Raw genomic sequence first — 20,713 nt, 5'->3', positions numbered from 1 at the left:
CGTCACTCCACGAAATCCTCGCGGCTGAGCCCGTAGCGCTTCAGCTTGTCGTAGAAGGTCTTGCGCGGGATGTTCAACGCCTCGATGGTGGCCTTCACGCTGCCTTTGCAACGGGCCAGCTCGCTTTCGATCAGGCTCTTCTCGAACAGGTCCACCTGCTCGGCCAGCGACAGGCCGCTGCGCCCCGCCGCCATCGCCGGAGCGGCGCCGCCCACCGCCGACAGCGTGTCGTCCAGCCCCAGCACGAAGCGGTCGGCGGCGTTGCGCAGCTCGCGCACGTTGCCCGGCCAGTCGTGGGCCGCCAGCCGCTGCACCTGCGCCGGGCTGGGCGCGCGGGGCTCACGGTTGTAGCGGGCGGCGGCCTGGACGACGAAATGCTGGAACAGCAGGGGAATGTCGTCGCGGCGGTCGCGCAGCGGCGGGATGGTCACCACGACGACGTTGAGCCGGTAATAGAGGTCTTCGCGGAACTTGCCCTCGCTGGCCGCCTTGCGCAGGTCCACCTTGGTCGCGGCGACGACGCGCAGGTCCACGGGGATCAGCTCGTTCGAGCCCAGCGGCTCCACCACCCGCTCCTGGATCACGCGCAGCAGCTTGACCTGGAGCGACAGCGGCATGCTCTCGATCTCGTCGAGGAAGAGGGTGCCGCCGCTGGCGTGCTCGATGCGACCGACGCGGCGCTTGCCGGCCCCGGTGAAGGCTCCAGCCTCGTGCCCGAACAGCTCGCTCTCGAAGATCGCCTCGGGCATGGCGCCGCAGTTCAGGGCGACGAAGGGGTGCTTGCGCCGGCCGCTGCCGGCGTGGAGGGCGCGGGCGACCATCTCCTTGCCGGTGCCGGTCTCCCCCAGCACCAGCACGTCCGCGTCGGTGTCGGCCACCGCGGTGATGGCGCCGCGCAGCCGCTCGATCCCCGGCGTCCGCCCGACGATGGGCGATGCCTCCCCGGCGGGCAGCCCGGCCAGCTGGTCGCGCAGGCGCCGGTTCTCCAGAACCAGCCGGCGTTTCTCCACCGCGCGCCGCGTCACCTCGACCAGCCGGTCGGAGGGGAAGGGCTTTTCCAGGAAGTCGTAAGCGCCGCGGCGCATCGCCTCCACCGCCATCGGCACGTCGCCGTGGCCGGTGATCAGGATGACCGGCAGCTCGGGGTCCAGCGCCAGGGCGCGCTCCATCAGCTCCAGCCCATCGATCTGCGGCATGCGCACGTCGGTGACCAGGGCGCCCGGCCAGTCGCGGCCGAGATGGCGCAACGCGCGCTCCGCCCCGTCGCAGGCGGTGACGTCGAAGCCGGCCAGTTCCAGCGCCTGCTGCCCGGCGAGGCGGACGGACCGCTCGTCGTCCACGAAGAGGACGGAGCCGCCCGGGGCGATGCTGCCGGTCGTCATGTCTGGATATCCCTGCGCTTGAGGCGGATGGTGAAGAGGGCGCCGCCCTCCGGGTGGTTGGCGGCGGTCAGGCTGCCGCCGAAATCCTCGACGATGCCGTGGCTGATCGACAGGCCGAGGCCGAGCCCGTCGCCCGCCTCCTTGGTCGTGAAGAAGGGCACGAAGATGCGCGGCAGGTCGGCCTCGGCGATGCCGGGGCCGCTGTCGCGGACGGTCAGCACCGCCTCCTCCCCCTCCGCGGCCAGGGTGATGCGGACGTGGCGGTGGGGGGAGGCGCGCATGGCGTCGGCGGCGTTGCCGATCAGGTTGACCAGCACCTGCTGCAACCGCACGTCCTCGCCGGTGACCAGCAGGGGGCCGGGCGGCAGATCGGTGTCCACCGTCACGGAATCGCGGCGCAGCCGGGCCTCCAGCAGGGCCAGCGCCTGCCCGACGGCGGCGGCGGCGGAGACGGCGCCCAGCGTGCCCGAGGCGCGCCGCGCGAAGCCCTTCAGGCTGCGGGTGATGGCGGCCATGCGGTCGGTCAGGTCGGCGATCTCCGCCAGATTGTCGCGCACCGCATCCGGGCGTCCGCGCTCCAGCAGCACCACCGCGTTGTCGGCGAAGCTGCGGATGGCGGCGAGCGGCTGGTTGATCTCGTGGGCCATGGCCGCCGACATCTGGCCCAGCGCCGCCAGCTTCGCCGCCTGGGTCAGCTCGTTCTCGGTGGCGCGCAGCGCCGCGGTGGCGGCGGCCACGCGGCGCTCCAACTCGGCCCGCGCCTCCTCCTGGAGGGCCAGCCGCTCCACGAGGTTGAGGCGGCGTTGGGCCAGCGCATGGCCGGTCAGGGCGGCCAGCGCCACCACCGCGGCGGCGAGCAGCCCGGCCTGCTGGGCGCGGATGGCGACCGGGGCGAGGCTGGTCAGGGCGTGGATGGTCCAATCGCCGCCGGGCACCGCGGCGGACTGCAGGAGGTAGCGCCGCTCCGCATTGCCTTCCCGCAGCGTGATGCGGTCGGAGGCCCCGCCGAAGGCCCAGGGCAGGGTGGGGATCTCCTCGGTCGGGGGCGATGCCGACGCGGGCAGCGTGACCGGCAGACGGCGGGGCAGGGCGTTGTAGCGCCAGCCTTCCACGTTGGTGATGAAGACGATGCCGTCGCGGTCGGAGACCAGCACCTTCTCCTGACCATGCGACCAGGCGCGTTCCAACTCCTGGAAACCGACCTTCAGGACCACGACGCCGGCCCCCCGGTCGCCTGCCCGGCCGTCTGTGCGGTTTTCCGCCACCACCCGCTGCGCCGTGTAGTAGCCGGGGACGAGCGAGGTGGTGCCGAGCGCGAAGTGATGCCCCTCCCCCCGTTCCATGGCCGACTGGAAATAGGGGCGGTAGCTGAAATTCTGCCCGACGAAGCTGGGAGTGGCGTTCCAGTTGCTGGCCGCGACGGTGGTTCCCGCCCCATTCATCACATAGAGGGCGGACGCCTTCAGCGTCGCCGCGATGGCCTCCAGCTTGCGGTTCAGGTGGTCCACCCGCTCCGGGCTGGGGTCGCGCAGCAGGTCGGCGACCTCCTGGTCGCGGGCGAGCACCATCGGCACGGCGGCGTGGCGTTCCAGCTCCGTCCGCAGGTTGGATTCGTACAGCGACAGCTGCGCCGAGCCCTGTTCGCGCAGGGACTCGCTGGCGTTGTCCGCTGCCAAACCCGCGGCCACCGCCGCGGCCAGCGGCATGCCGACGACCAGCACGGCCAGCATCACCCGCCGCGGACGGGCGAACAGGACCGGCAGCCGCCGGGCGACCCAGTCGCGGCTTTGCGAAAATGTCCAACGGGTGGGGGCGATCCTAACCAACGGTCCTCAATTCATGCTGCGCCGCAACAAGAGGTCTCGATGTGCGGATTTTCGCACATGGATTCCGCCCCTGTCGTGCGGATTCTGACCCACGCGCTTCGTCAGAGCGCTGCGATTCCTCACTTTTAATTTTGGCACACCGCTTGCTTTGAGAGGGGCATGACGGGCAGGCCGCCGACCGCGAGACAAGAGCGGCAGCCCATTTCAGGAACGCCACGAGGAGACGATCATGCACGCCCAAGGGCAGCCCCAGAAAAAGCCATTCTACACGAACCTGACCGTCCAGGTTCTGACCGCGATCACCATCGGCATTCTGCTTGGCCATTTCTATCCGGCTCTTGCGGTGCAGATGAAGCCTCTGGGCGACGTCTTCATCAAGATGATCAAGATGGTCATCGGCCCGATCGTCTTCCTGACGGTGGTCACCGGCATCTCCTCGATCGGCGACATGAAGAAGGTCGGCAAGGTCGGAGGGAAGGCGATCCTGTACTTCGAGATCGTCACCACCTTCGCCCTGGGGCTCGGCCTGCTGGTCGTCAACCTCGTGAAGCCGGGCTCGGGGATGAACATCCAGGCCGGTTCGCTGAAGGCCGACGCCGTCGCCAAATACGCGACCGAGGCGCAGAACCACACGACCATCGACTTCCTGGTCAACATCGTCCCGGACAACGTCATCGGCGCCTTCGTCAAAGGCGACATGCTGCAGATCCTGTTCTTCGCGGTGATCTTCGGCGTCGCGCTGTCCGCCATGGGCCAGAAGGGCAAGGTGGTCGAGGACATGTTCGAGAAGGTGTCGCACGCCCTGTTCGGCGTGATCGGCATCCTGATGCGCGTCGCCCCGCTGGGCGCCTTCGGCGCCATGTCCTTCACCATCGGCAAATACGGCGTGTCGTCGCTGACCTCGCTCGGCCAGCTGATGGCGGCGGTCTACATCACGATGGCGCTGTTCGTCTTCGTCGTGCTGGGCAGCATCGCCCGCCTGTACAACTTCAGCCTCCTGACCTTCCTGCGCTACATCAAGGACGAGCTGCTGATCGTGCTCGGCACCTCCTCGTCGGAGTCCGTGCTGCCGCGCATGATGGAGAAGATGCAGAAGTTCGGCTGCTCCAAGCACGTCGTCGGCCTCGTCATCCCCACCGGCTACTCGTTCAACCTGGACGGCACCTCGATCTACCTGTCGATGGCCGCGATCTTCATCGCCCAGGCCTTCAACATCGACCTGACGATCTGGCAGCAGCTCACCATCCTCGGCCTGCTGATGCTGACCTCCAAGGGTGCGGCGGCGGTCACCGGCGGCGGCTTCGTGACGCTGGCGGCCACCCTGTCGGCCACCGGCCACCTGCCGATCGAAGGTCTGGCGCTGTTGCTCGGTGTGGATCGCTTCATGTCGGAAGCCCGCGCCATCACCAACCTGATCGGCAACGGCGTCGCCACCATCGTGGTCGCCAAGATGGAAGGCGAGTTCGACGAGAGCAAGGCGGTCGCCGAGTACCAGGAGCACTTCAAGGAGCCGGCTCTGGCCCGCATCTGACGCGGGTCCGGCCTCCGGTCCGACCCCCGTTCCAGGGGGTGAAAAGGAAGGGGTGGTCCGCCGCGGGCTGCCCCTTTCCCATTCCGGTACTCGGGCAATTCGGGTATAAGCCGGAGGGGAAACAGTTCGTCGTTCGGCAAATTAACTGAAATCAAGTTAAAAGGGGAGAGGACGTATGTCCGGCGACTTCGACGCGATGGCGCTTGAGTACCACCGGAATCCGAAGCCCGGTAAGTTGGCGATCGTCGCCACCAAGCCCATGGCGAACCAGCGCGACCTCGCGCTGGCCTACTCGCCGGGCGTGGCCGCGGCGTCCAGCGCCATCGCCGCCGATCCGGCCCAGGCCGCGGAGCTGACGGCCCGCGCCAACCTCGTGGCGGTCATCACCAACGGCACGGCGGTGCTGGGCCTGGGCGACATCGGTCCGATGGCCGCCAAGCCGGTCATGGAGGGCAAGGCCGTCCTCTTCAAGAAGTTCGCCGGCATCGACTGCTTCGACCTGGAACTGAACGAGAAGGACGTCGACGGTCTGGTCGACACCATCGTCCGGCTGGAGCCGACTTTCGGCGCCATCAACCTGGAAGACATCGCCGCCCCCGCCTGCTTCGAGGTGGAGCGCCGCTGCCGCGAGCGGATGAAGATCCCGGTCTTCCACGACGATCAGCACGGCACCGCCATCGTGGTGGGTGCGGCCGTCCTCAACGGGCTGAAGCTGGTCGGCAAGGACATCTCCACCGTCAAGGTCGTCTCCACCGGTGGCGGGGCCGCGGGCATCGCCTGCCTGGACCTGATGCTCAGCCTGGGCGTCAAGCGCGAGAATGTCTGGCTGGTCGACCGCATCGGCGTGGTCCACAAGGGCCGCAACGAGGAGATGAACCCGTACAAGGACGCCTACGCGCAGGAGACGGACGCCCGCGTCCTGAACGACGTCATCGACGGGGCGGACATCTTCCTCGGCCTGTCCGGCGCCAAGGTGCTGAAGCCGGAGATGCTGGCCCGCATGGCCGACAAGCCGCTGGTGCTGGCGCTGGCCAACCCGGAGCCGGAGATCATGCCGGACCTCGCCCGGCAGGCCCGCCCGGACGCCATCATCGCCACCGGCCGCTCGGACTTCCCGAACCAGGTCAACAACGTCCTCTGCTTCCCCTTCATCTTCCGCGGCGCGCTCGACGTTGGTGCCACGACGGTGAACGAGGAGATGAAGATCGCCGCCACCCACGCCATGGCCAGCCTCGCCCAGGCCGAGCCGTCGGACGTGGTGGCCGCCGCCTATGTCGGCGAGAATCTGCGCTTCGGCCCGGACTACATCCTGCCCAAGCCCTTCGACCCGCGTCTGGTGATCGAAGTGTCCTCGGCGGTCGCCAAGGCGGCCATGGAGTCGGGCGTGGCGACGCGGCCGATCGTCGATTTCCGCGCCTACCGCGACAGCCTCGGCCAGTATGTCTTCCGCTCCGGCCTCGTCATGAAGCCGGTCATCACCAAGGCGAAGGCGGCCCCCAAGCGCATCGTCTACGCCGAGGGCGAGGAGCCGCGCGTGCTGCGCTGCGCCCAGGTGGTGGTGGACGACGGCATTGCCCACCCGGTCCTGCTCGGTCGCGCCGACGTGATCGAGCGGACGATCGCCGACATGGGCCTGCGCATCCGCATCGGCAAGGATGTCGAGGTGATCGAGGCCGCCCGTGACCTGCGCTGCCACAACTACGCCGAGGTCTACCGGCAACTCATGGGCCGCCGCGGCGTGTCGCCGGCCAATGCGCTGAACGTCGTGCGCACCCAGCCGAGCGTCTTCGGCGCGCTGATGGTCCGCCGGGGCGAGGCCGACGGCATGGTCTGCGGCACCTCGGGCCGTTACGGCGACCACTTCAACCACGTCATGGACGTGATCGGCCTGCGTAAGGGCGTGAAGGTCGCCGGCGCGATGAACGGTCTGATCTCGCAGAAGGGCACGCACTTCATCTGCGACACCTACGTCAACCCCGACCCGACCGCCGAGCAGGTGGCCGAGATCGCCCGGCTGGCGGCGGAAGAGGTGAAGCGCTTCGGCATCGAGCCGAAGGTGGCGCTGCTCTCCCACTCCAACTTCGGCAGCGCGGACACCCCGTCCGCCCGCAAGATGCGTCTGGCCTACCAGCTCATCGCCGAGGAGATGCCCGACTTGGAGGTGGACGGCGAGATGCACGCCGACGCCGCCCTGTCGGAGGTGCTGCGCAAGGGCGTGCTGCCCGACAGCCGCCTGAAGGGCGAGGCGAACCTGCTGGTCATGCCGACCCTGGACGCCGCCAACATCGCCTTCAACATGCTGAAGATCATGGCCGACGCGCAGAATGTCGGGCCGATGCTGCTGGGCGCCGCGCGCCCCGTGCACATCGTCACCCCGTCGGTGACCACGCGCGGTCTGGTCAACATGACGGCGGTGGCGGTGGTCGACGCCCAGCTCGCCGCCCCGGTCAACGCCGCCCCGCGTCCCCCGGCGCTGCAGGACGGCGAGGACTGAGCAACCGCGACCGCGGGGCCGGACGGTGCTTGCGCCGGTCCGGTCCCGCGGGCCACTCTGCCGGGATGAGTCCCGACGATGCTTCCCGCGATGACCTGTCCTCCCTGACGGCGTCGGCCGCCCGCCATCACGCGCAGGGACGGCTGGCCGAGGCGGTGACCGCCTACACCGACGCCTTGCGGCTGGATCGCCGCAACCCGGCGCTGCTCTATGGCTTCGGGCTGGTGCTGCGCGATCTCGGGCAGATGGACGGGGCCGCCACATGCTTCGAGGCGGCCTTCGCCATCGATCCCCGGTTTGCGGACGCGGCCGACAGCCTGGGCACGCTGCGCGCCGGGCAGGGCCGCTTCGAGGCAGCCGAAGCCTGCCACCGCGCCGCTCTGGCCCACAGCGCCGACCGGGCGACGTTCTGGAACAATCTGGCGAATGCGCTGAGCCGGCAAGGCCGGGCCGCCGCGGCCCTGGCGGCGTGGCAGCGCGCCGTCCTGCTCGACCCCGCCTTGCCGGAGGGGCTGTCCAACCTCGGCGGCGGGGTGCGCGACGCCGAGCGGCTGGACGAGGCCGAGAGGGCGCACCGCCGCGCGCTGCGGCTGATGCCGGGTGAGCCGCAAGCCAACAACAACTTCGGCCACGCGCTGCAGGCGCGGCTCCGCCCCGCGGAGGCGGCCCGCTGGTTCCGCCGCGCCCTGGCACTCGATCCCGGATACGCGGCGGCCTTGTGCAATCTCGGTCTGGCGGTGCAGCGCCTGGGCGACGGCGGGCTGGCGGACCGTCTGTACGGGCGGGCGTTGCGCGTGTGTCCCGATCTGCCGCTGGCCCGGTTCAACCGCGGCCTGCTGCACTTGGAGCGCGGCGAGTTGGCGGAGGGCTGGGCCGGCTATGGCTGGCGCTTTGCGTCCGGTCAGGCGGGAGGGGCGCGTCAGCCGCGCCTGCCCGCATGGCGTGGCGAGGACCTGACCGGGAAGCGCCTGCTGATCTGGGGCGAGCAGGGGGTGGGCGACACCATCCTGTTCTCCTCCCTCTGCGCCGAGGCCATCGCCCGTGCCCGTTCCGTGGTGATCGAGACCGACCGACGGCTGGTGCCACTGTTCGCCCGCTCCTTTCCCGGAGCGCTCGTCCGTCCGCAAAGCCCCGATGCCGATGCCCTGCCCGATTGCGACCGGCACACGCCCATCGGCTCCCTGGCGCGGGTCTTCCGCCGCGACCTGTCCGCCTTCGCGGGCTCGGCCGGCGGCTGGCTGGTCCCCGACCCGGCGCGGTTGGCGGTGTGGCGGGAGCGGGTGGCCGCGCTCGGCCCCGGCCTTCGCGTGGGGGTCGGCTGGCGCAGCGCGCTGATGACCGAATCGCGCCGCGCCGCCTACAGCCGGCTCGACCAGTGGGGGGCGCTGTTCGCCGTGCCGGGTCTGGTCTTCGTCAACCTCCAGTACGGCGCGTGCGAGGCCGAGCGGGTCGCGGCGGAGGACCGTTTCGGCGTCACCATCCACCGCTGGGACGATCTCGACCTGACCGACGATTTCGACGGGACGGCGGCGCTGATGGCGAGCCTGGATCTGGTGATCGCGCCCGCCACGGCGGTGGGGGAACTGGCGGCGGCGCTCGGCGTGCCGGTCTGGCGCTTCGGCGGGCGGGACTGGACCCAGCTCGGCACCGCGGTGCGCCCCTGGTTTCCGGCGCAGCGCCTGTTCCAGCCGCGCGGCGGGGAGGACGTCCATGACGTGCTGAACCGGATGGCCGCACAACTCGCCCGCCGGCCTATCTGAAATTTCGGCGAAAAACAATTCGCAACTTTACATGCTTTGCGGTAAAGTGAGGGTCGAGCGATCCATTCGTGCTTCTCCGCTTGGAGGGCGCGCTTGATGGGAGAGGGTGCCATGTCTGACGGAATGGCCGGCGTCAACCAGATGGTCTCGGACCTCAACAAGTCCGTGTCTGCCGCCGTCGAGCGCGTGAAGGCGCAGCGCGAGGCCGAGGCCGCCGCCAGTGCGAACGTGCAGGAATTCCGCAAGGACGTCCGCAAGTCCTCCGTCAACACCCCCGGTTTCGCCACGGACATGGGCGTTCTCGCCAAGAACGTGACCCGCCTGAACGTGGTCGGTGCGCTGGGCGCCGACGACCCTGTTGACTTCTACAAGTTCCGCGTGACCACCAAGGGCGAAGTCACTCTGGGTCAGGTCGGCGACGAGGGGCTGCGCGTCCAGGTGATGTCCAAGTTCGGCACGGTCGTGGCCGACAGCGACAAGAGCGCCGGCAAGAATTACGACGCCTTCAAGGGCATGATGCAGGGCGAGTACGAACTCGACCGCGGCGACTACACGCTGCGCCTGACGCGCGAGAAAGGGCAGTCCGCCAAGGACCCCAAGAACTACGCCATCCAGCTCAGCATGGGCAAATACACCCAGGATTACGACACGGTCGTCAAGGCGCCGAAGAAGGGTGAAAGCCCATTCAACCTCTCCACCGGCCAGCAGGCCATGCTGGACGGGCTGAGCCAGGCGGCGGCGAGCCTGAATTCGATCCCCACCGGCCAGACCGGCACGCAAAAGCTGCTGGGCAGCTTCAACATGTTCGTCTGATCGAATCCTGATCTCCACCAAAGGCCGAAGCCCTTTCCCCACCCATGGGGGAAGGGCTTTTTCCATCCGGAGCCCATGGTCCGCCCGCTCGGCGCTCCTCCACCGGCGCACCCCGCAATCGGCGGACCTTTCGCCCGTGGGAAATGTTAAGCCAACGCTATGACCGCACCGGACCATCCGATCCTGCTCTGCCACGACTGTGGGGCGCCGCACGCCCTGCCGCCGGCCTTGCCCGGCCATCGCGCGGAATGCCACCGCTGCGGGGCGGTGCTGCGCCATTTCCGGACCGGCGGGCTGGGGCACGCGGTGGCCCTCGCCATCGCCTCGACGATCCTGTTCGTCACCGCCAACCTGTTCCCCATTCTGACCTTCGAGTTGGAGGGGCGGGCGCAGACGGCGACCCTGCTCAGCGGCTCGGTGGCGTTGTGGGACGGCGGTTATGAGGTGCTGGGTGTCCTGGTCTTCTTCGTGCTGTTCCTGGCGCCGCTGGCGCAGGTGCTCGGCACGCTCTACGTCGTGATGCCGCTCGCCGCCGGGCGGACGGCGGCGCCGGGTGCGGCCTGGACCTTTCGGACGGTGGCGCGGCTGCGCCGCTGGGCGATGGCGGAGGTCTTCCTGCTCGGCCTGATCGTCGCCTATGTGAAGCTGTCCGATCTGGCGGAGCTGGAGCCGGGGGCGTCGCTGGCCGCCCTGGTCGCCTTCATCCTGGTGCAGGTGTGGGGGGAGGCGTCGCTCAGCCCCTTCGAGGTGTGGGAGCGGATCGCGCCGCAGACCCGCGTTGCCCAGGCCGCCAACGTCGATCCCGAGCGGCTGACCGCCTGCCATGACTGTCATCAGGTGGTGGCGGGGCCCGATGGCGGTGAATCGCAGGGTGCGTGCCCGCGCTGCGGCGCCCGTCTCCACCACCGCAAGCCGAACAGCCTGCCGCGCGGCTGGGCGCTGATCTCCGCGGCGACGATCCTCTACATTCCGGCGAACCTGCTGCCGATCATGACGGTGGTCTATTTCGGCGCCGGCCAGCCCGACACCATCCTGTCCGGTGTGGAGGCGCTGATCGCGGCGGAGATGTGGCCGGTGGCCCTGCTGGTCTTCTTCGCCAGCATCACCGTGCCGGTGCTGAAGCTGATCGGGCTGGCCTATCTGCTGTGGACGGTGCAGCGGGGCTCGCCGAAGCGGCAACGCGACCGCACGCGTCTTTACCGGTTGATCGAGGGGGTTGGGCGCTGGTCCATGGTGGACATCTTCATGATCTCGCTTTTGGCCGCCCTGGTCCAACTGGGCACCATCGCCACCATCCACGCGGAGCTGGGCGCCGTCGCCTTCGCCGCGGTCGTCATCATCACCATGCTGGCCTCGGAGTCCTTCGACCCGCGGCTGATCTGGGATGCGCCGCCCCGGCGGGCGCAGCGGCAGGATTCCTCTATGATTGATGCCCATGACTGACCCGAAGTCCACCGTGGAGCCGGCCAGCCCGGTGATCCGCCGCCGCCGCGGCCTGCCGCTGATCTGGCTGGTGCCGCTGGTCGCCGCGCTGATCGGCGGCTGGCTGGCCTGGAGGACGCTGAACGAGCGCGGCCCGACCATCACCATCACCTTCGACACGGCGGAGGGGCTGGAGCCCGGCAAGACCCGCGTGCGCTACCGCGACGTAGATGTCGGGACGGTGCAGGGGGTGGCGGTCTCGCCCGATCTGGCGAACGTCATCGTCTCCGTGCGCATGGTGAAGGGCGCCGCCTCCTACCTCAACGATCGGACGAGCTTCTGGGTGGTCAAGCCGCGGCTGGGCTTCGGCGGCGTGTCGGGCCTCGGCACGCTGATCTCGGGCGCCTACATCGGCATGGACCCGGGAACCGGCAACGGCGAAGCCCTCAGCGCCTTCCGCGGGCTGGAGGAGCCGCCGCTGATCCGCTCCAGCTCTCCGGGGCGACGCTTCGCGCTGCGCGCCGACCGTCTGGGCGGCCTCGGGCCGGGGGCGCCGATCTACTACCGCGGCATCCAGGTCGGCGAGGTGGTCGGCTACGAATTCTCCAAGGATTGGCAGTCGCTGACCATCCCGGTCTTCATCCACGCCCCCTACGACCGGATCGTCCGGCCCAACACCCGCTTCTGGAACGCCAGCGGCCTGTCGGTGTCCATCGGGCCGGAGGGGCCGACGGTGGCGCTGGAATCGCTGCAATCGCTGGCGACCGGCGGCGTGTCCTTCGAGACTCCCGGTCTCGGCGGCCCCGGCGACAGCGGCGAGATCGCGGCGGAGGGCACGGACTTCCCGCTTTACGAGAACCGCAACGCCGCCAGCGACGCCCGCTTCACCCGGCGGGTGCCCTTCCTGGTGCATTTCGACGGGTCGGTGCGCGGGCTGCATCCGGGGTCCGCGGTGGAGTTCCGCGGCATCCGGGTGGGCGAGGTGACCGACATTCGCCTCGACGTGGACCCGGTGACCGGCGAGGCCCGCATTCCGGTGACCCTGAACATCGAGCCGGAGCGGCTGGGCAGCGACCTGCCGGCGGCGCATGACACCGACACCGCCTATGCCCGCATGAAGACGCTGGTGGAGCAGGGGCTGCGGGCGCAGTTGCGCACCGGCAACCTGCTGACCGGTGAGCTGATCGTGACGCTCGACCTGTTCCCGGACGCGCCAAAGGAAACACTGGTCCGTGGCGGTCCCTACCCGGAACTGCCCTCCCAGCCCAACGTGCTCGACACGGCGACCAAGACCGCCACCGATCTGATGAACGAGCTGGCCCGCGCGCCCATCGCCGAAACGGTGGTGGAACTGCGCTCGACCATCCAGAAGGCCGGCGCCCTGATCGGCTCGCCGGAGATCGCGCAGGCCGTCGGCTCGCTCAGCCGGTCGCTCGCCGAATTGGAAAAGACGACGCAGGCCCTGGGCAGCGAGGGCGAGCCGACCATCCGCGCCCTGCGCGACGTGGCGGAAAACACCTCCAAGCTGGTCCGGCAGGCCGAGAAGACGCTCAGCAGCGCGGATGGGCTGGTCAACTCGTCCCGCCCCGCGGTCAGCGACCTGCAGGGGCTGGTGCGCGAACTGACCGCTGCGGCCCGCTCCATCCGCGGCCTGACCGACTATCTCGAACGCCATCCCGAAGCCCTGATCCGGGGCAAACGCGGTTGAGGATTCCCATGGCTCCGATTGCTCACGCCCGTCGCCTGCTGCTGTGCGCCTCCGCTGTGGCCGTGCTGGCCGCCTGCAGCACGCCGCCCAGCCGCTTCTACCATCTGGACGCCGTCGCGCCGGACACGGCCCCCTCGGGCACAGCCCCAATGCGGGGCGCCGAGGCGCAGCGGCGCGTGATCGGGCTGGAAGGGGTGAAGGTCCCTGGCTATCTCGACCGGTCGGAGCTGGTGATGCGGGCGCCGGGCAACCGGTTGGTCGTCCGGGAGTTCGACCGCTGGGGTGGCCCGCTCGACGAGATGGTGACCCGCACGCTTCTGCGGAACCTGGAGACGGACCTGCCGGGGACGGAGGTCGTCGGCCTGCCGCTTCAGCGCGACTTCCCGCTGTCCCAGGTGGTGGAGGTGACGCTGGACCGCTTCGACGCGGCGGAGGATGGGCCGGCGGTTCTGGAGGCGCGTTGGCGGGTCTTCGACCAGGGCGGCGACCGGCTGCGCCGTCTCGGCCACACCGCGGCGCAGGAGCCGGTGAGTGCGGCAGGCGATCCGGGAGCCGTCGCCGACGCCCTCAGCCGCACCTTGGCCCGCTTGGCGCAAGATATCGCAAGCGCGCTGCGCTGATCTGAACCGTCTGTTTTAAAACCGGCGATCCGAATGAAAATATTCGGCTTCCGGTGGATTGTCTCAAATGCTGCGACGCAAAAGCGGCGCATTTCTTCAGTTTTTGTGACAGGACGTGCCTTGGATGGTGGTCTGCGTATTTCGCAGAGATTGATTGATTGGGATCAATGTGGCTGGGGAGCTTTGGGCGCCTACTGACTGGGCAAGCGCGATGCTTGGCCGGGCGGGTCCGTCCGGTCCGGCGCCGCGCAACGTGGCGCGGCCCCCGCCGGGGAGGGCAGGGACCGCCGCAGACCAATAGAGGCGCGTCATGGATTCCCTGATGTTCGAACCGAAAATCCCCGTTGCCGAAGCCGAGACGCCGAACCCCTGGCGCGGTTTTGCGCCCGGTTCCTGGCGGACCACGGTCGATCTGCGCGATTTCATCGTGAAGAACGTCCGCCCCTACGGCGGCGACGGCAGTTTCCTCTCCCCGGCCAGCGACCGCACCCTGTCGCTGTGGAACAAGGTACGCGATCTCCTGAAGGAGGAGCGCGCGGCCAAGGGCGGCGTGCTTGACGCCGACACGGAACTGGTGTCCTCCATCGTCAGCCACGCCCCCGGCTACATCGACCGGGAGCTTGAGGTCATCGTCGGTCTTCAGACGGACAAACCGCTGAAGCGCTCGATCATGCCCTTCGGCGGCTGGCGGATGGTCAAGACGGGCCTGGAAGCTTACGGCTTCAAGCCCTCACCCAAGCTGGACGACGTCTTCCCGGCAATGCGCAAGACGCACAACGACGGCGTCTTCGACGTCTACACCGACGAGATGCTGCGCTGCCGGAAATCGGGCGTCATCACCGGTTTGCCGGACGCCTACGGGCGCGGCCGCATCATCGGCGACTACCGCCGGCTGGCGCTCTACGGCGCCGATTTCCTGATCGCCGACAAGAAGGCGCAGTACAAGAGCCTGGAAGTCGACCGCATCGACGAGAACACGCTGCGCCTGCGCGAGGAGATCACCGAGCAGATCCGCGCGCTCCGCGACCTCGTGACGATGGCGACATCCTACGGCTTCGACGTGACCCGCCCGGCGACCAACGCCTTCGAGGCGGTGCAGTGGACGTATCTGGCCTATCTGGCCGCGGTGAAGGAGGCCAATGGGGCGGCGATGTCGCTCGGCCGCGTGTCGAGCTTCCTCGACGTCTACATCGAGCGTGACCTGCGCGAAGGCCGTCTGGACGAGGCGGGCGCTCAGGAACTGATCGACCAGTTCGTCATCAAGCTGCGGATGGTGCGTTTCCTGCGCACGCCGGAATACGACCAGCTCTTCTCCGGCGATCCGACCTGGGTGACGGAGTGCATCGGCGGCATGGCGCTCGACGGGCGCACGCTGGTGACCAAGGGCAGCTTCCGCATGCTGCACACGCTCCAGAATCTCGGCCCCGCTCCGGAGCCGAACCTGACCGTGCTGTGGTCGGAGAGCCTGCCGGAGGGCTTCAAGAAATTCTGCGCGGAGACGTCGATCAAGACCTGCTCGGTGCAGTACGAGAACGACGACCTGATGCGGCCGTACTGGGGCGACGACTACGGCATCGCCTGCTGCGTCTCGGCCATGCGCATCGGCAAGCAGATGCAGTTCTTCGGCGCCCGCGCCAACCTCGCCAAGACGCTGCTCTACGCCATCAACGGCGGCCGCGACGAAGTGTCCGGCGAGCAGGTCGGCCCGGCCTTCGCGCCGATCACCGGCGACGTGCTCGACCACGACACGGTGGTCGCCCGCCTGCTGCCGATGATGGAGTGGCTGGCCCGCGCCTACATGAACACGCTCAACGCCATCCACTTCATGCACGACAAGTACATGTACGAGCGGCTGGAGATGGCCCTGCACGACCGCGACGTGCTGCGCACCATGGCCTGCGGCATTGCCGGCCTGAGCGTGGTCGCGGACAGCCTGTCGGCGATCAAGCACGCCACGGTCAAGGTAGTCCGCGACGAGCGTGGGCTGGCCACCGACTTCGTCATCGAGGGCGACTATCCGGCCTTCGGCAACAACGACGACCGGGTGGACGGGATCGCGGTGTGGCTGGTCGAGACCTTCATGGGTCTGCTGCGCAAGCAGAAGGCCTACCGCGACGCGGTGCCCACCCAGTCGGTGCTGACGATCACGTCGAACGTGGTCTACGGCAAGAAGACGGGCAACACGCCGGACGGGCGCAAGGCCGGCCAGCCCTTCGCGCCGGGAGCCAACCCGATGCACGGGCGCGACCGCAAGGGGGCCATCGCCTCGATGGCGTCGGTGGCGAAGCTGCCCTATGCGCACGCCCAGGACGGCATCAGCTACACCTTCACCATCGTGCCCGGCGCGCTGGGCCCGACCGAGGGCGAGCGGGTGGCAGGGGCCCGCGGCGGAGCCGTGGGAAGGGTGGGGGCAACACGCCGCCCCCTCACACCGTCCCCTGCGTGTCCTCCTTGATCCCCAGCGCCTGCATCCGCTCGTAGAGCGAGGCGCGCGAAATCCCCAGCAGCTTGGCGGCCTTCGCCTTCACCCCACCGGTGCGGGACAGGGCGCCGACGATGGCGGCGCGCTCCGTGTCCTTCAGCACGTCGCTCAAGGGACGGTCGCCACCCTCACCCAGCCGCTCGGCCGAACCGGCGGGACCCGCCGCGCGCGGCAGGGCGCCGCGAATGTGGTCGGCGGTCAGGACCGTGTCGTCGGTCATCGCCGACACCCGTTCCAACACGTTGCGCAGCTCCCGCACGTTGCCCGGCCAGTCGTAATCCTCCAGCACGGCGATGGCCCCGGCGGTCAGCTCCCGCGACGGGGCGGCGGTGGTGAAGGCCAGCTCGTCGAGGATGCGGTCGGCGATGCTGCCGATGTCCTCCGTCCGGTCGCGCAGCGGCGGCAGGGTGATCGGAACCACGTTCAGCCGGTAATAGAGGTCGGCGCGGAACTGCCGCTCGCGGACCAGAGCGTCGAGGTCGCGGCTGGTTGCCGCGATGACGCGCAGATCGACGCGCACCACCTTGTTCGAACCGACCGCCTCGAACTCCCGCTCCTGGAGCACGCGCAGCAGCTTGGCCTGGAGCGGCAGCGGCATGTCGCCGATCTCATCGAGGAACAGGGTGCCGCCGTCGGCCAACTGGAATTTGCCCTCGCGCATCTTGCGGTCGGCGCCGGTGTAGGCGCCGGGGGCGACGCCGAACAGCTCCGATTCCAGAAGGTTTTCCGGGATCGCCGCGACGTTCACCCCGACGAAGGGCGCGTTGGCGCGCGGGCTGGCGGCGTGGATGCCGTGGGCCAGCAGTTCCTTGCCGGTGCCGGTCTCGCCCAGCAGCAGGACGGTGCTGTCGAGCTGCGCGGCGCGGCGGGCCAGACGCTTCACCTCGCGCATGGAATCGCTGTTGCCGATCATCTGCGACAGGGAGTATTTCGCGCGCCGCTCCTGCGCCAGCTCCTGCCGGGCGCGGGTCAGCTCCTCCTGGAGCTTCTGGTACTTCGACATCAGCGGGCGCAGCCGGTCTGCCCGGTCGAACAGCGCGAAGCCGATGGCCCCGATCAGCGTCCCGTCCTCCTCGCGCAGCGGCAGACGGGTGACCACGATGGTCCGCTCCCCGATGTCCATGAGGTCGAGCAGCATGGTCTGCCCGCTCTCCACCACATGGCGCATCTGGCTGTTGGGGATGACCTCCTCGACCGGGCGGCCCAGCGCGTCGTCCGGATTGCCGGAATAGCCGAGCAACTCCAGATAGCGCTCGCCGATCCAGGCGATCCGCGCGTTCTGGTCGACCACGATCAGCCCGACGCAGGCGTCCGCCAGATGGTGGAACAGCGACTCCACGGCCCTGGCCCGCAAATGTTCGAAGTTCGGTTCGAGGCTCATGCCTTCTTCCTTCTTGGTGGGGGGCTTGGCGGAGGGCTTGGCGGAGGGCGTCGCGGACCTAGCATCAAGTGGGGACACCATACCAGGGAATCCAGTTGGGGGATGCCCCGCCCCTACGCACGGCTCTGATCCTATGCCGAATTACGCCGTGTGCCGCGGCACCCGCTGTTGTATGGTGCGGCAAGACCGAGACCGACCGAAGACCTGTCCCTGGCATGCTGCCGAAGGCCGATTCGAACGACCCGACCATGCCGGACCACGAGCAACTGCTGCTTGCCGTCGCGCGCAACCGCGATTCCACCGCCTTCCGCGCGCTGTTCGATCATTTCGCGCCGCGCATCAAGGCCTACATGCGCCGCCTGGGGGCCGACAGCAGCGCCGCGGAGGAACTGGTCCAGGACGTCATGATGGCGGTGTGGCTGCGGGCGGACCGCTTCGATCCGGCGCTGGCCAGCGCCTCCACCTGGATCTACACCATCGCCCGCAATCGCCGGATCGACCGCGTCCGGCAGGAGCGGCGGCCCGAGCTTCAGCCCGACGACCTGATGCCGGACGGTGGTGAGGAGCTGATGCCCGATCACCACTTCGAGGCCGCCGAAACGGCCTTCCGCCTGCGCGCGGTGATCGGCAACCTGCCACCGGAGCAGGCCGACGTGCTACGGCTCGCCTATTACGAGGACAAGGTTCATGCGGAAATCTCCGCCGAACGCGGCATCCCGCTGGGTACCGTGAAGACCCGCCTGCGGCTGGCCCTCGTCCGCCTGCGCCGGGCCTTCGGGGAGGGAGCGTGACCGTGCCGGCCCATCATCCCGCCCCCGAACTGCTTCTCGACTACGCCGCCGGCAGCCTGCGCGAGGTGCAGTCGCTGCTGGTCGCCGCGCATCTCGCCTATTGCCCGGACTGCCGTGCGCAGGTCGCGGAGCTGGAAGCCTGCGGCGGCGTCCTGCTGGCGGATCTGCCGCCGGAGCCGGTGTCCGATTCGCTGTTCGGCACCCTGATGACCCGGCTCGACGCGACGGCCGCCGCCCCACCGCCCGTTCCCACGCCGGTCGGAAAGAGCCTGTTTCCAGGCCCGCTGCGCCGCGTCATCGGGGCGGAGCCGGAGGTGCTGGAATGGGTGCGCGTCGTTCCGGGCGTCCACCTGTCGGCCTGGGGCGTCAGCGCCGGAACGGCCTCGGCCTGCCTGCTGCGCATGGCGCCGGGGTCGCGGGTGCCGGCCCACCGCCACACCGACAGCGAGCTGCTGCTGGTGATGAAGGGCGGCTTCTCCGACGAGTTCGGGGCCTACCGGGTCGGCGACGTGGCGTCCTACGACACCGGCACGCCACACCACGCCGTGGCCGATGCGGACGGGGAATGCCTGTGCCTGCTGGTGCAGGACCAGCCCTTGGTCTTCACCGGCCCGCTCGGCTGGCTGCTCAACCGGGGCTTCCGCTTCTGAGCGGAAAACTGGAACGGGACAGGAACATTCCTTCCCCGCCGCGGGCGCGCTGCTGCTAGACTGCGGCCATGGCTGTGTTCGACGATTGCAAGGTCCTGTGCCGCGACTGCGCGGCGGCCCTCCGCGGAAGCGAGCCGCGCTGCTGCAAATGCGGCGGCCGGCGGCTGGTCCGGCATGAGGAGCTGCACGGCCTCGCCATCGGCCACATCGACTGCGACGCCTTCTACGCCACGGTGGAGAAGCGCGACCGGCCCGAGCTGGTCAGCCGCCCGCTGATCATCGGCGGCGACCGGCGCGGGGTGGTGGCCGCCTGCTGCTACATCGCGCGGATGGCCGGGGTGCGCTCGGCCATGCCGATGTGGCAGGCGCTGGAGGCCTGCCCGGACGCCGTCGTGCTGCGGCCCGACATGGCGAAGTACAAGGCGGTGGGCCGGCAGGCGCGGGAGCTGATGCACGCCTTCACCCCGCTGGTCGAGCCGCTGTCCATCGACGAGGCCTTCCTCGACCTGTCCGGCGTGGCGGAGCGGCTGAGCATCAGCCCGGCCCAGGCGCTGGCCGAGCTGGTCCGCCGTTTCGAGAATCAGCTGGGCATCACCGCCTCGGTCGGGCTCAGCTACAACAAGCTGTTTGCCAAGATCGCCTCCGACCTGGAGAAGCCGCGGGGCTTCTCGGTGATCGGACGGGGGCAGGCGCTCGACTTTTTGGCGCCCAAGCCGGTGTCGATCCTGTGGGGCGTCGGGCCGGTGCTCCAGCGCAAGCTGCAGTCGGACGGCATCCGCACGGTGGGCGACCTGCGCGGCTGGTCGGAGATCGATCTGGTGCGCCGCCATGGCAAGATGGGCCGCCTGCTGCACCGCTTCGCCCGCGGCCAGGACGACCGCCGGGTGGAGCCGGAGTCGCCGAACAAGAGCATCTCCGCCGAGACGACCTTCGACTGGGAGACCGCCGACAAGGCCGCGCTGAAGGACGCGCTGCTGCCGCTGGCCGAGACGGTGGCGCGCCGCCTGTCGGCCGCAGGCTTGCGGGGGCGCAGCGTGGTCTTGAAGATGAAGACCGCCGATTTCCAGACCATCTCCCGCTCCCGGCGCGTCGATCCGCCCGCGCGATCGGCGGGGCTGATCTGGCAGACCGGCTGCGAAATGCTGGACGCCGAACCGGACGGGCGGTCGATCCGCCTGATCGGCGTCGGCTGCACCGACCTGCTCGACCCGGAGACCGAGGCCGAGCCGGGCCTGTTCGACGGCTTCGGCCCGTCTCCGCCGGGTTGAAGCGAATTCGGACCAATCCGGTCCAGGGACCGCTTGCCGCGGGACGGCGGAGGCGCCCACTCTTCGTCTGGACGTTTCGGTGTGGAGAGACGGGATGAGTCAGGCGGTGTGCGCGGGTGCCATGATGACCTGCAGCTTCGGGGCGGCGCCGTCCGCCCTGGTGGTGCTGCCGCTGAACCGGACGATGGCCGGCGGCCCGCCGATGGCGAACATCATGGACAACAAGCCGATCATGAACATTCCGCCCTTCGGTGTGTGCACCAGCCCGGCCAACCCGGTGGTCGCCTCGATGATTCCGGTGCCGCCGCCGGGCGTGATCAAGCCGCAGCCCTGCGTTCCCTGCACCGTCGCCCCTTGGGTGCCCGGCGCGCCCACGGTGATGGTCGGCAACATGCCGGCCCTGACCTCCACCAGCAAGCTGATGTGCAACTGGGGCGGGGTGATCCAGATCGTCGTGCCAGGGCAGTTCACGGTGCAGACGCCGTGATAGACTTTTGTTTGTGGCGGTTTAGCCCTCTCCCCTCTGGGGAGAGGGTGGCCCGAAGGGCCGGTGAGGGGGATATGCGAGGCGGGATGTTCGGCAAA

The 20,713-nt window shown here is 69.3% G+C and carries 15 protein-coding genes; 12 read left to right on the top strand and 3 right to left on the bottom strand.

All coding sequences use genetic code 11. The features are described 5' to 3' along the window. Positions 1–2: 2 nt before the first annotated feature. Both ABAZ39_RS21430 and ABAZ39_RS21425 read right to left on the bottom strand, forming a co-directional pair. Positions 3–1,382: a sigma-54-dependent transcriptional regulator gene (locus tag ABAZ39_RS21430; protein ID WP_040134799.1), complete on the bottom strand. Its 1,380-nt coding sequence runs from the start codon at positions 1,380–1,382 to the stop codon at positions 3–5. Continuing rightward, positions 1,379–3,208 (bottom strand): sensor histidine kinase, encoded by a 1,830-nt coding sequence (locus ABAZ39_RS21425; RefSeq protein WP_247881679.1) that lies wholly within the window; start codon positions 3,206–3,208, stop codon positions 1,379–1,381. The genes ABAZ39_RS21430 and ABAZ39_RS21425 overlap by 4 nt, the downstream gene beginning before the upstream one ends. Before the next feature lie 229 nt (positions 3,209–3,437). Here ABAZ39_RS21425 and ABAZ39_RS21420 point away from each other — a divergent pair, with 229 nt between their 5' ends. The 8 genes from ABAZ39_RS21420 to pflB all read left to right on the top strand — a co-directional run bounded on the left by ABAZ39_RS21420 (position 3,438) and on the right by pflB (position 16,011). Further along, the gene (locus ABAZ39_RS21420; RefSeq protein WP_014198542.1) at positions 3,438–4,739 is read left to right on the top strand and encodes a dicarboxylate/amino acid:cation symporter; all 1,302 of its coding nucleotides are present in this window, start codon (positions 3,438–3,440) and stop codon (positions 4,737–4,739) included. A gap of 175 nt (positions 4,740–4,914) precedes the next feature. Beyond that, positions 4,915–7,233: an NADP-dependent malic enzyme gene (locus ABAZ39_RS21415; RefSeq protein ID WP_040134797.1), complete on the top strand. Its 2,319-nt coding sequence runs from the start codon at positions 4,915–4,917 to the stop codon at positions 7,231–7,233. A 65-nt stretch (positions 7,234–7,298) separates the two neighbouring features. Next, complete coding sequence (locus tag ABAZ39_RS21410) at positions 7,299–8,993, top strand: tetratricopeptide repeat protein (RefSeq protein WP_051658329.1); 1,695 nt, start codon at positions 7,299–7,301, stop codon at positions 8,991–8,993. A gap of 111 nt (positions 8,994–9,104) precedes the next feature. Continuing rightward, a complete protein-coding gene (locus ABAZ39_RS21405) occupies positions 9,105–9,806 on the top strand; it encodes a hypothetical protein (RefSeq protein WP_040134794.1) in 702 nt (233 codons plus the stop codon). A gap of 159 nt (positions 9,807–9,965) precedes the next feature. Beyond that, entirely contained in the window at positions 9,966–11,249 is a 1,284-nt protein-coding gene (locus ABAZ39_RS34570; RefSeq protein ID WP_081863195.1) for a paraquat-inducible protein A, read from the top strand. After that, positions 11,242–12,936 carry a PqiB family protein gene (locus tag ABAZ39_RS21395; protein WP_040135782.1) on the top strand — a complete coding sequence of 565 codons (1,695 nt, stop codon included), beginning with the start codon at positions 11,242–11,244 and terminating at the stop codon, positions 12,934–12,936. Before ABAZ39_RS34570 ends, ABAZ39_RS21395 begins: the two co-directional genes overlap by 8 nt. An 8-nt stretch (positions 12,937–12,944) precedes the next feature. After that, positions 12,945–13,556 (top strand): PqiC family protein, encoded by a 612-nt coding sequence (locus ABAZ39_RS33245; protein WP_051658327.1) that lies wholly within the window; start codon positions 12,945–12,947, stop codon positions 13,554–13,556. A 322-nt stretch (positions 13,557–13,878) separates the two neighbouring features. Then, a complete protein-coding gene (gene pflB, locus ABAZ39_RS21385) occupies positions 13,879–16,011 on the top strand; it encodes a formate C-acetyltransferase (protein ID WP_372684163.1) in 2,133 nt (710 codons plus the stop codon). On the opposite strand, the gene ABAZ39_RS21380 is transcribed toward pflB, so the two are convergent. Next, a complete protein-coding gene (locus ABAZ39_RS21380; RefSeq protein WP_040134792.1) occupies positions 15,983–17,419 on the bottom strand; it encodes a sigma-54 interaction domain-containing protein in 1,437 nt (478 codons plus the stop codon). The two genes, pflB and ABAZ39_RS21380, sit on opposite strands and share 29 nt — an antisense overlap. A gap of 215 nt (positions 17,420–17,634) precedes the next feature. Here ABAZ39_RS21380 and ABAZ39_RS21375 point away from each other — a divergent pair, with 215 nt between their 5' ends. From ABAZ39_RS21375 to ABAZ39_RS21360, 4 genes are all read left to right on the top strand, one after another. Further along, a complete protein-coding gene (locus tag ABAZ39_RS21375; protein WP_051658326.1) occupies positions 17,635–18,210 on the top strand; it encodes a sigma-70 family RNA polymerase sigma factor in 576 nt (191 codons plus the stop codon). After that, a complete protein-coding gene (locus ABAZ39_RS21370) occupies positions 18,207–18,860 on the top strand; it encodes a ChrR family anti-sigma-E factor (RefSeq protein WP_040134789.1) in 654 nt (217 codons plus the stop codon). Before ABAZ39_RS21375 ends, ABAZ39_RS21370 begins: the two co-directional genes overlap by 4 nt. Positions 18,861–18,928: 68 nt before the next feature. Next, positions 18,929–20,128 carry a DNA polymerase IV gene (locus ABAZ39_RS21365; protein WP_040134787.1) on the top strand — a complete coding sequence of 400 codons (1,200 nt, stop codon included), beginning with the start codon at positions 18,929–18,931 and terminating at the stop codon, positions 20,126–20,128. 94 nt (positions 20,129–20,222) lie between these two features. Further along, complete coding sequence (locus ABAZ39_RS21360) at positions 20,223–20,615, top strand: DUF4280 domain-containing protein (RefSeq protein WP_014198555.1); 393 nt, start codon at positions 20,223–20,225, stop codon at positions 20,613–20,615. Positions 20,616–20,713: the final 98 nt, after the last annotated feature.

Source organism: Azospirillum argentinense (assembly GCF_000632475.1).
Taxonomy (GTDB): domain Bacteria; phylum Pseudomonadota; class Alphaproteobacteria; order Azospirillales; family Azospirillaceae; genus Azospirillum; species Azospirillum baldaniorum.
This window is presented reverse-complemented; position numbering and strand designations above follow the sequence as displayed.

Excerpts from the sequence above, each read along its gene's own strand:
- ABAZ39_RS21430 (WP_040134799.1), bottom strand. The coding sequence starts at position 1,382 with ATGACGACCGGCAGCATCGCCCCGGGCGGCTCCGTCCTCTTCGTGGAC.
- ABAZ39_RS21420 (WP_014198542.1), top strand. The coding sequence starts at position 3,438 with ATGCACGCCCAAGGGCAGCCCCAGAAAAAGCCATTCTACACGAACCTG.
- ABAZ39_RS21415 (WP_040134797.1), top strand. The coding sequence starts at position 4,915 with ATGTCCGGCGACTTCGACGCGATGGCGCTTGAGTACCACCGGAATCCG.
- ABAZ39_RS21410 (WP_051658329.1), top strand. The coding sequence starts at position 7,299 with ATGAGTCCCGACGATGCTTCCCGCGATGACCTGTCCTCCCTGACGGCG.
- ABAZ39_RS21405 (WP_040134794.1), top strand. The coding sequence starts at position 9,105 with ATGTCTGACGGAATGGCCGGCGTCAACCAGATGGTCTCGGACCTCAAC.
- ABAZ39_RS34570 (WP_081863195.1), top strand. The coding sequence starts at position 9,966 with ATGACCGCACCGGACCATCCGATCCTGCTCTGCCACGACTGTGGGGCG.
- ABAZ39_RS21395 (WP_040135782.1), top strand. The coding sequence starts at position 11,242 with ATGACTGACCCGAAGTCCACCGTGGAGCCGGCCAGCCCGGTGATCCGC.
- ABAZ39_RS33245 (WP_051658327.1), top strand. The coding sequence starts at position 12,945 with ATGGCTCCGATTGCTCACGCCCGTCGCCTGCTGCTGTGCGCCTCCGCT.
- pflB (WP_372684163.1), top strand. The coding sequence starts at position 13,879 with ATGTTCGAACCGAAAATCCCCGTTGCCGAAGCCGAGACGCCGAACCCC.
- ABAZ39_RS21380 (WP_040134792.1), bottom strand. The coding sequence starts at position 17,419 with ATGAGCCTCGAACCGAACTTCGAACATTTGCGGGCCAGGGCCGTGGAG.
- ABAZ39_RS21375 (WP_051658326.1), top strand. The coding sequence starts at position 17,635 with ATGCTGCCGAAGGCCGATTCGAACGACCCGACCATGCCGGACCACGAG.
- ABAZ39_RS21365 (WP_040134787.1), top strand. The coding sequence starts at position 18,929 with ATGGCTGTGTTCGACGATTGCAAGGTCCTGTGCCGCGACTGCGCGGCG.
- ABAZ39_RS21360 (WP_014198555.1), top strand. The coding sequence starts at position 20,223 with ATGAGTCAGGCGGTGTGCGCGGGTGCCATGATGACCTGCAGCTTCGGG.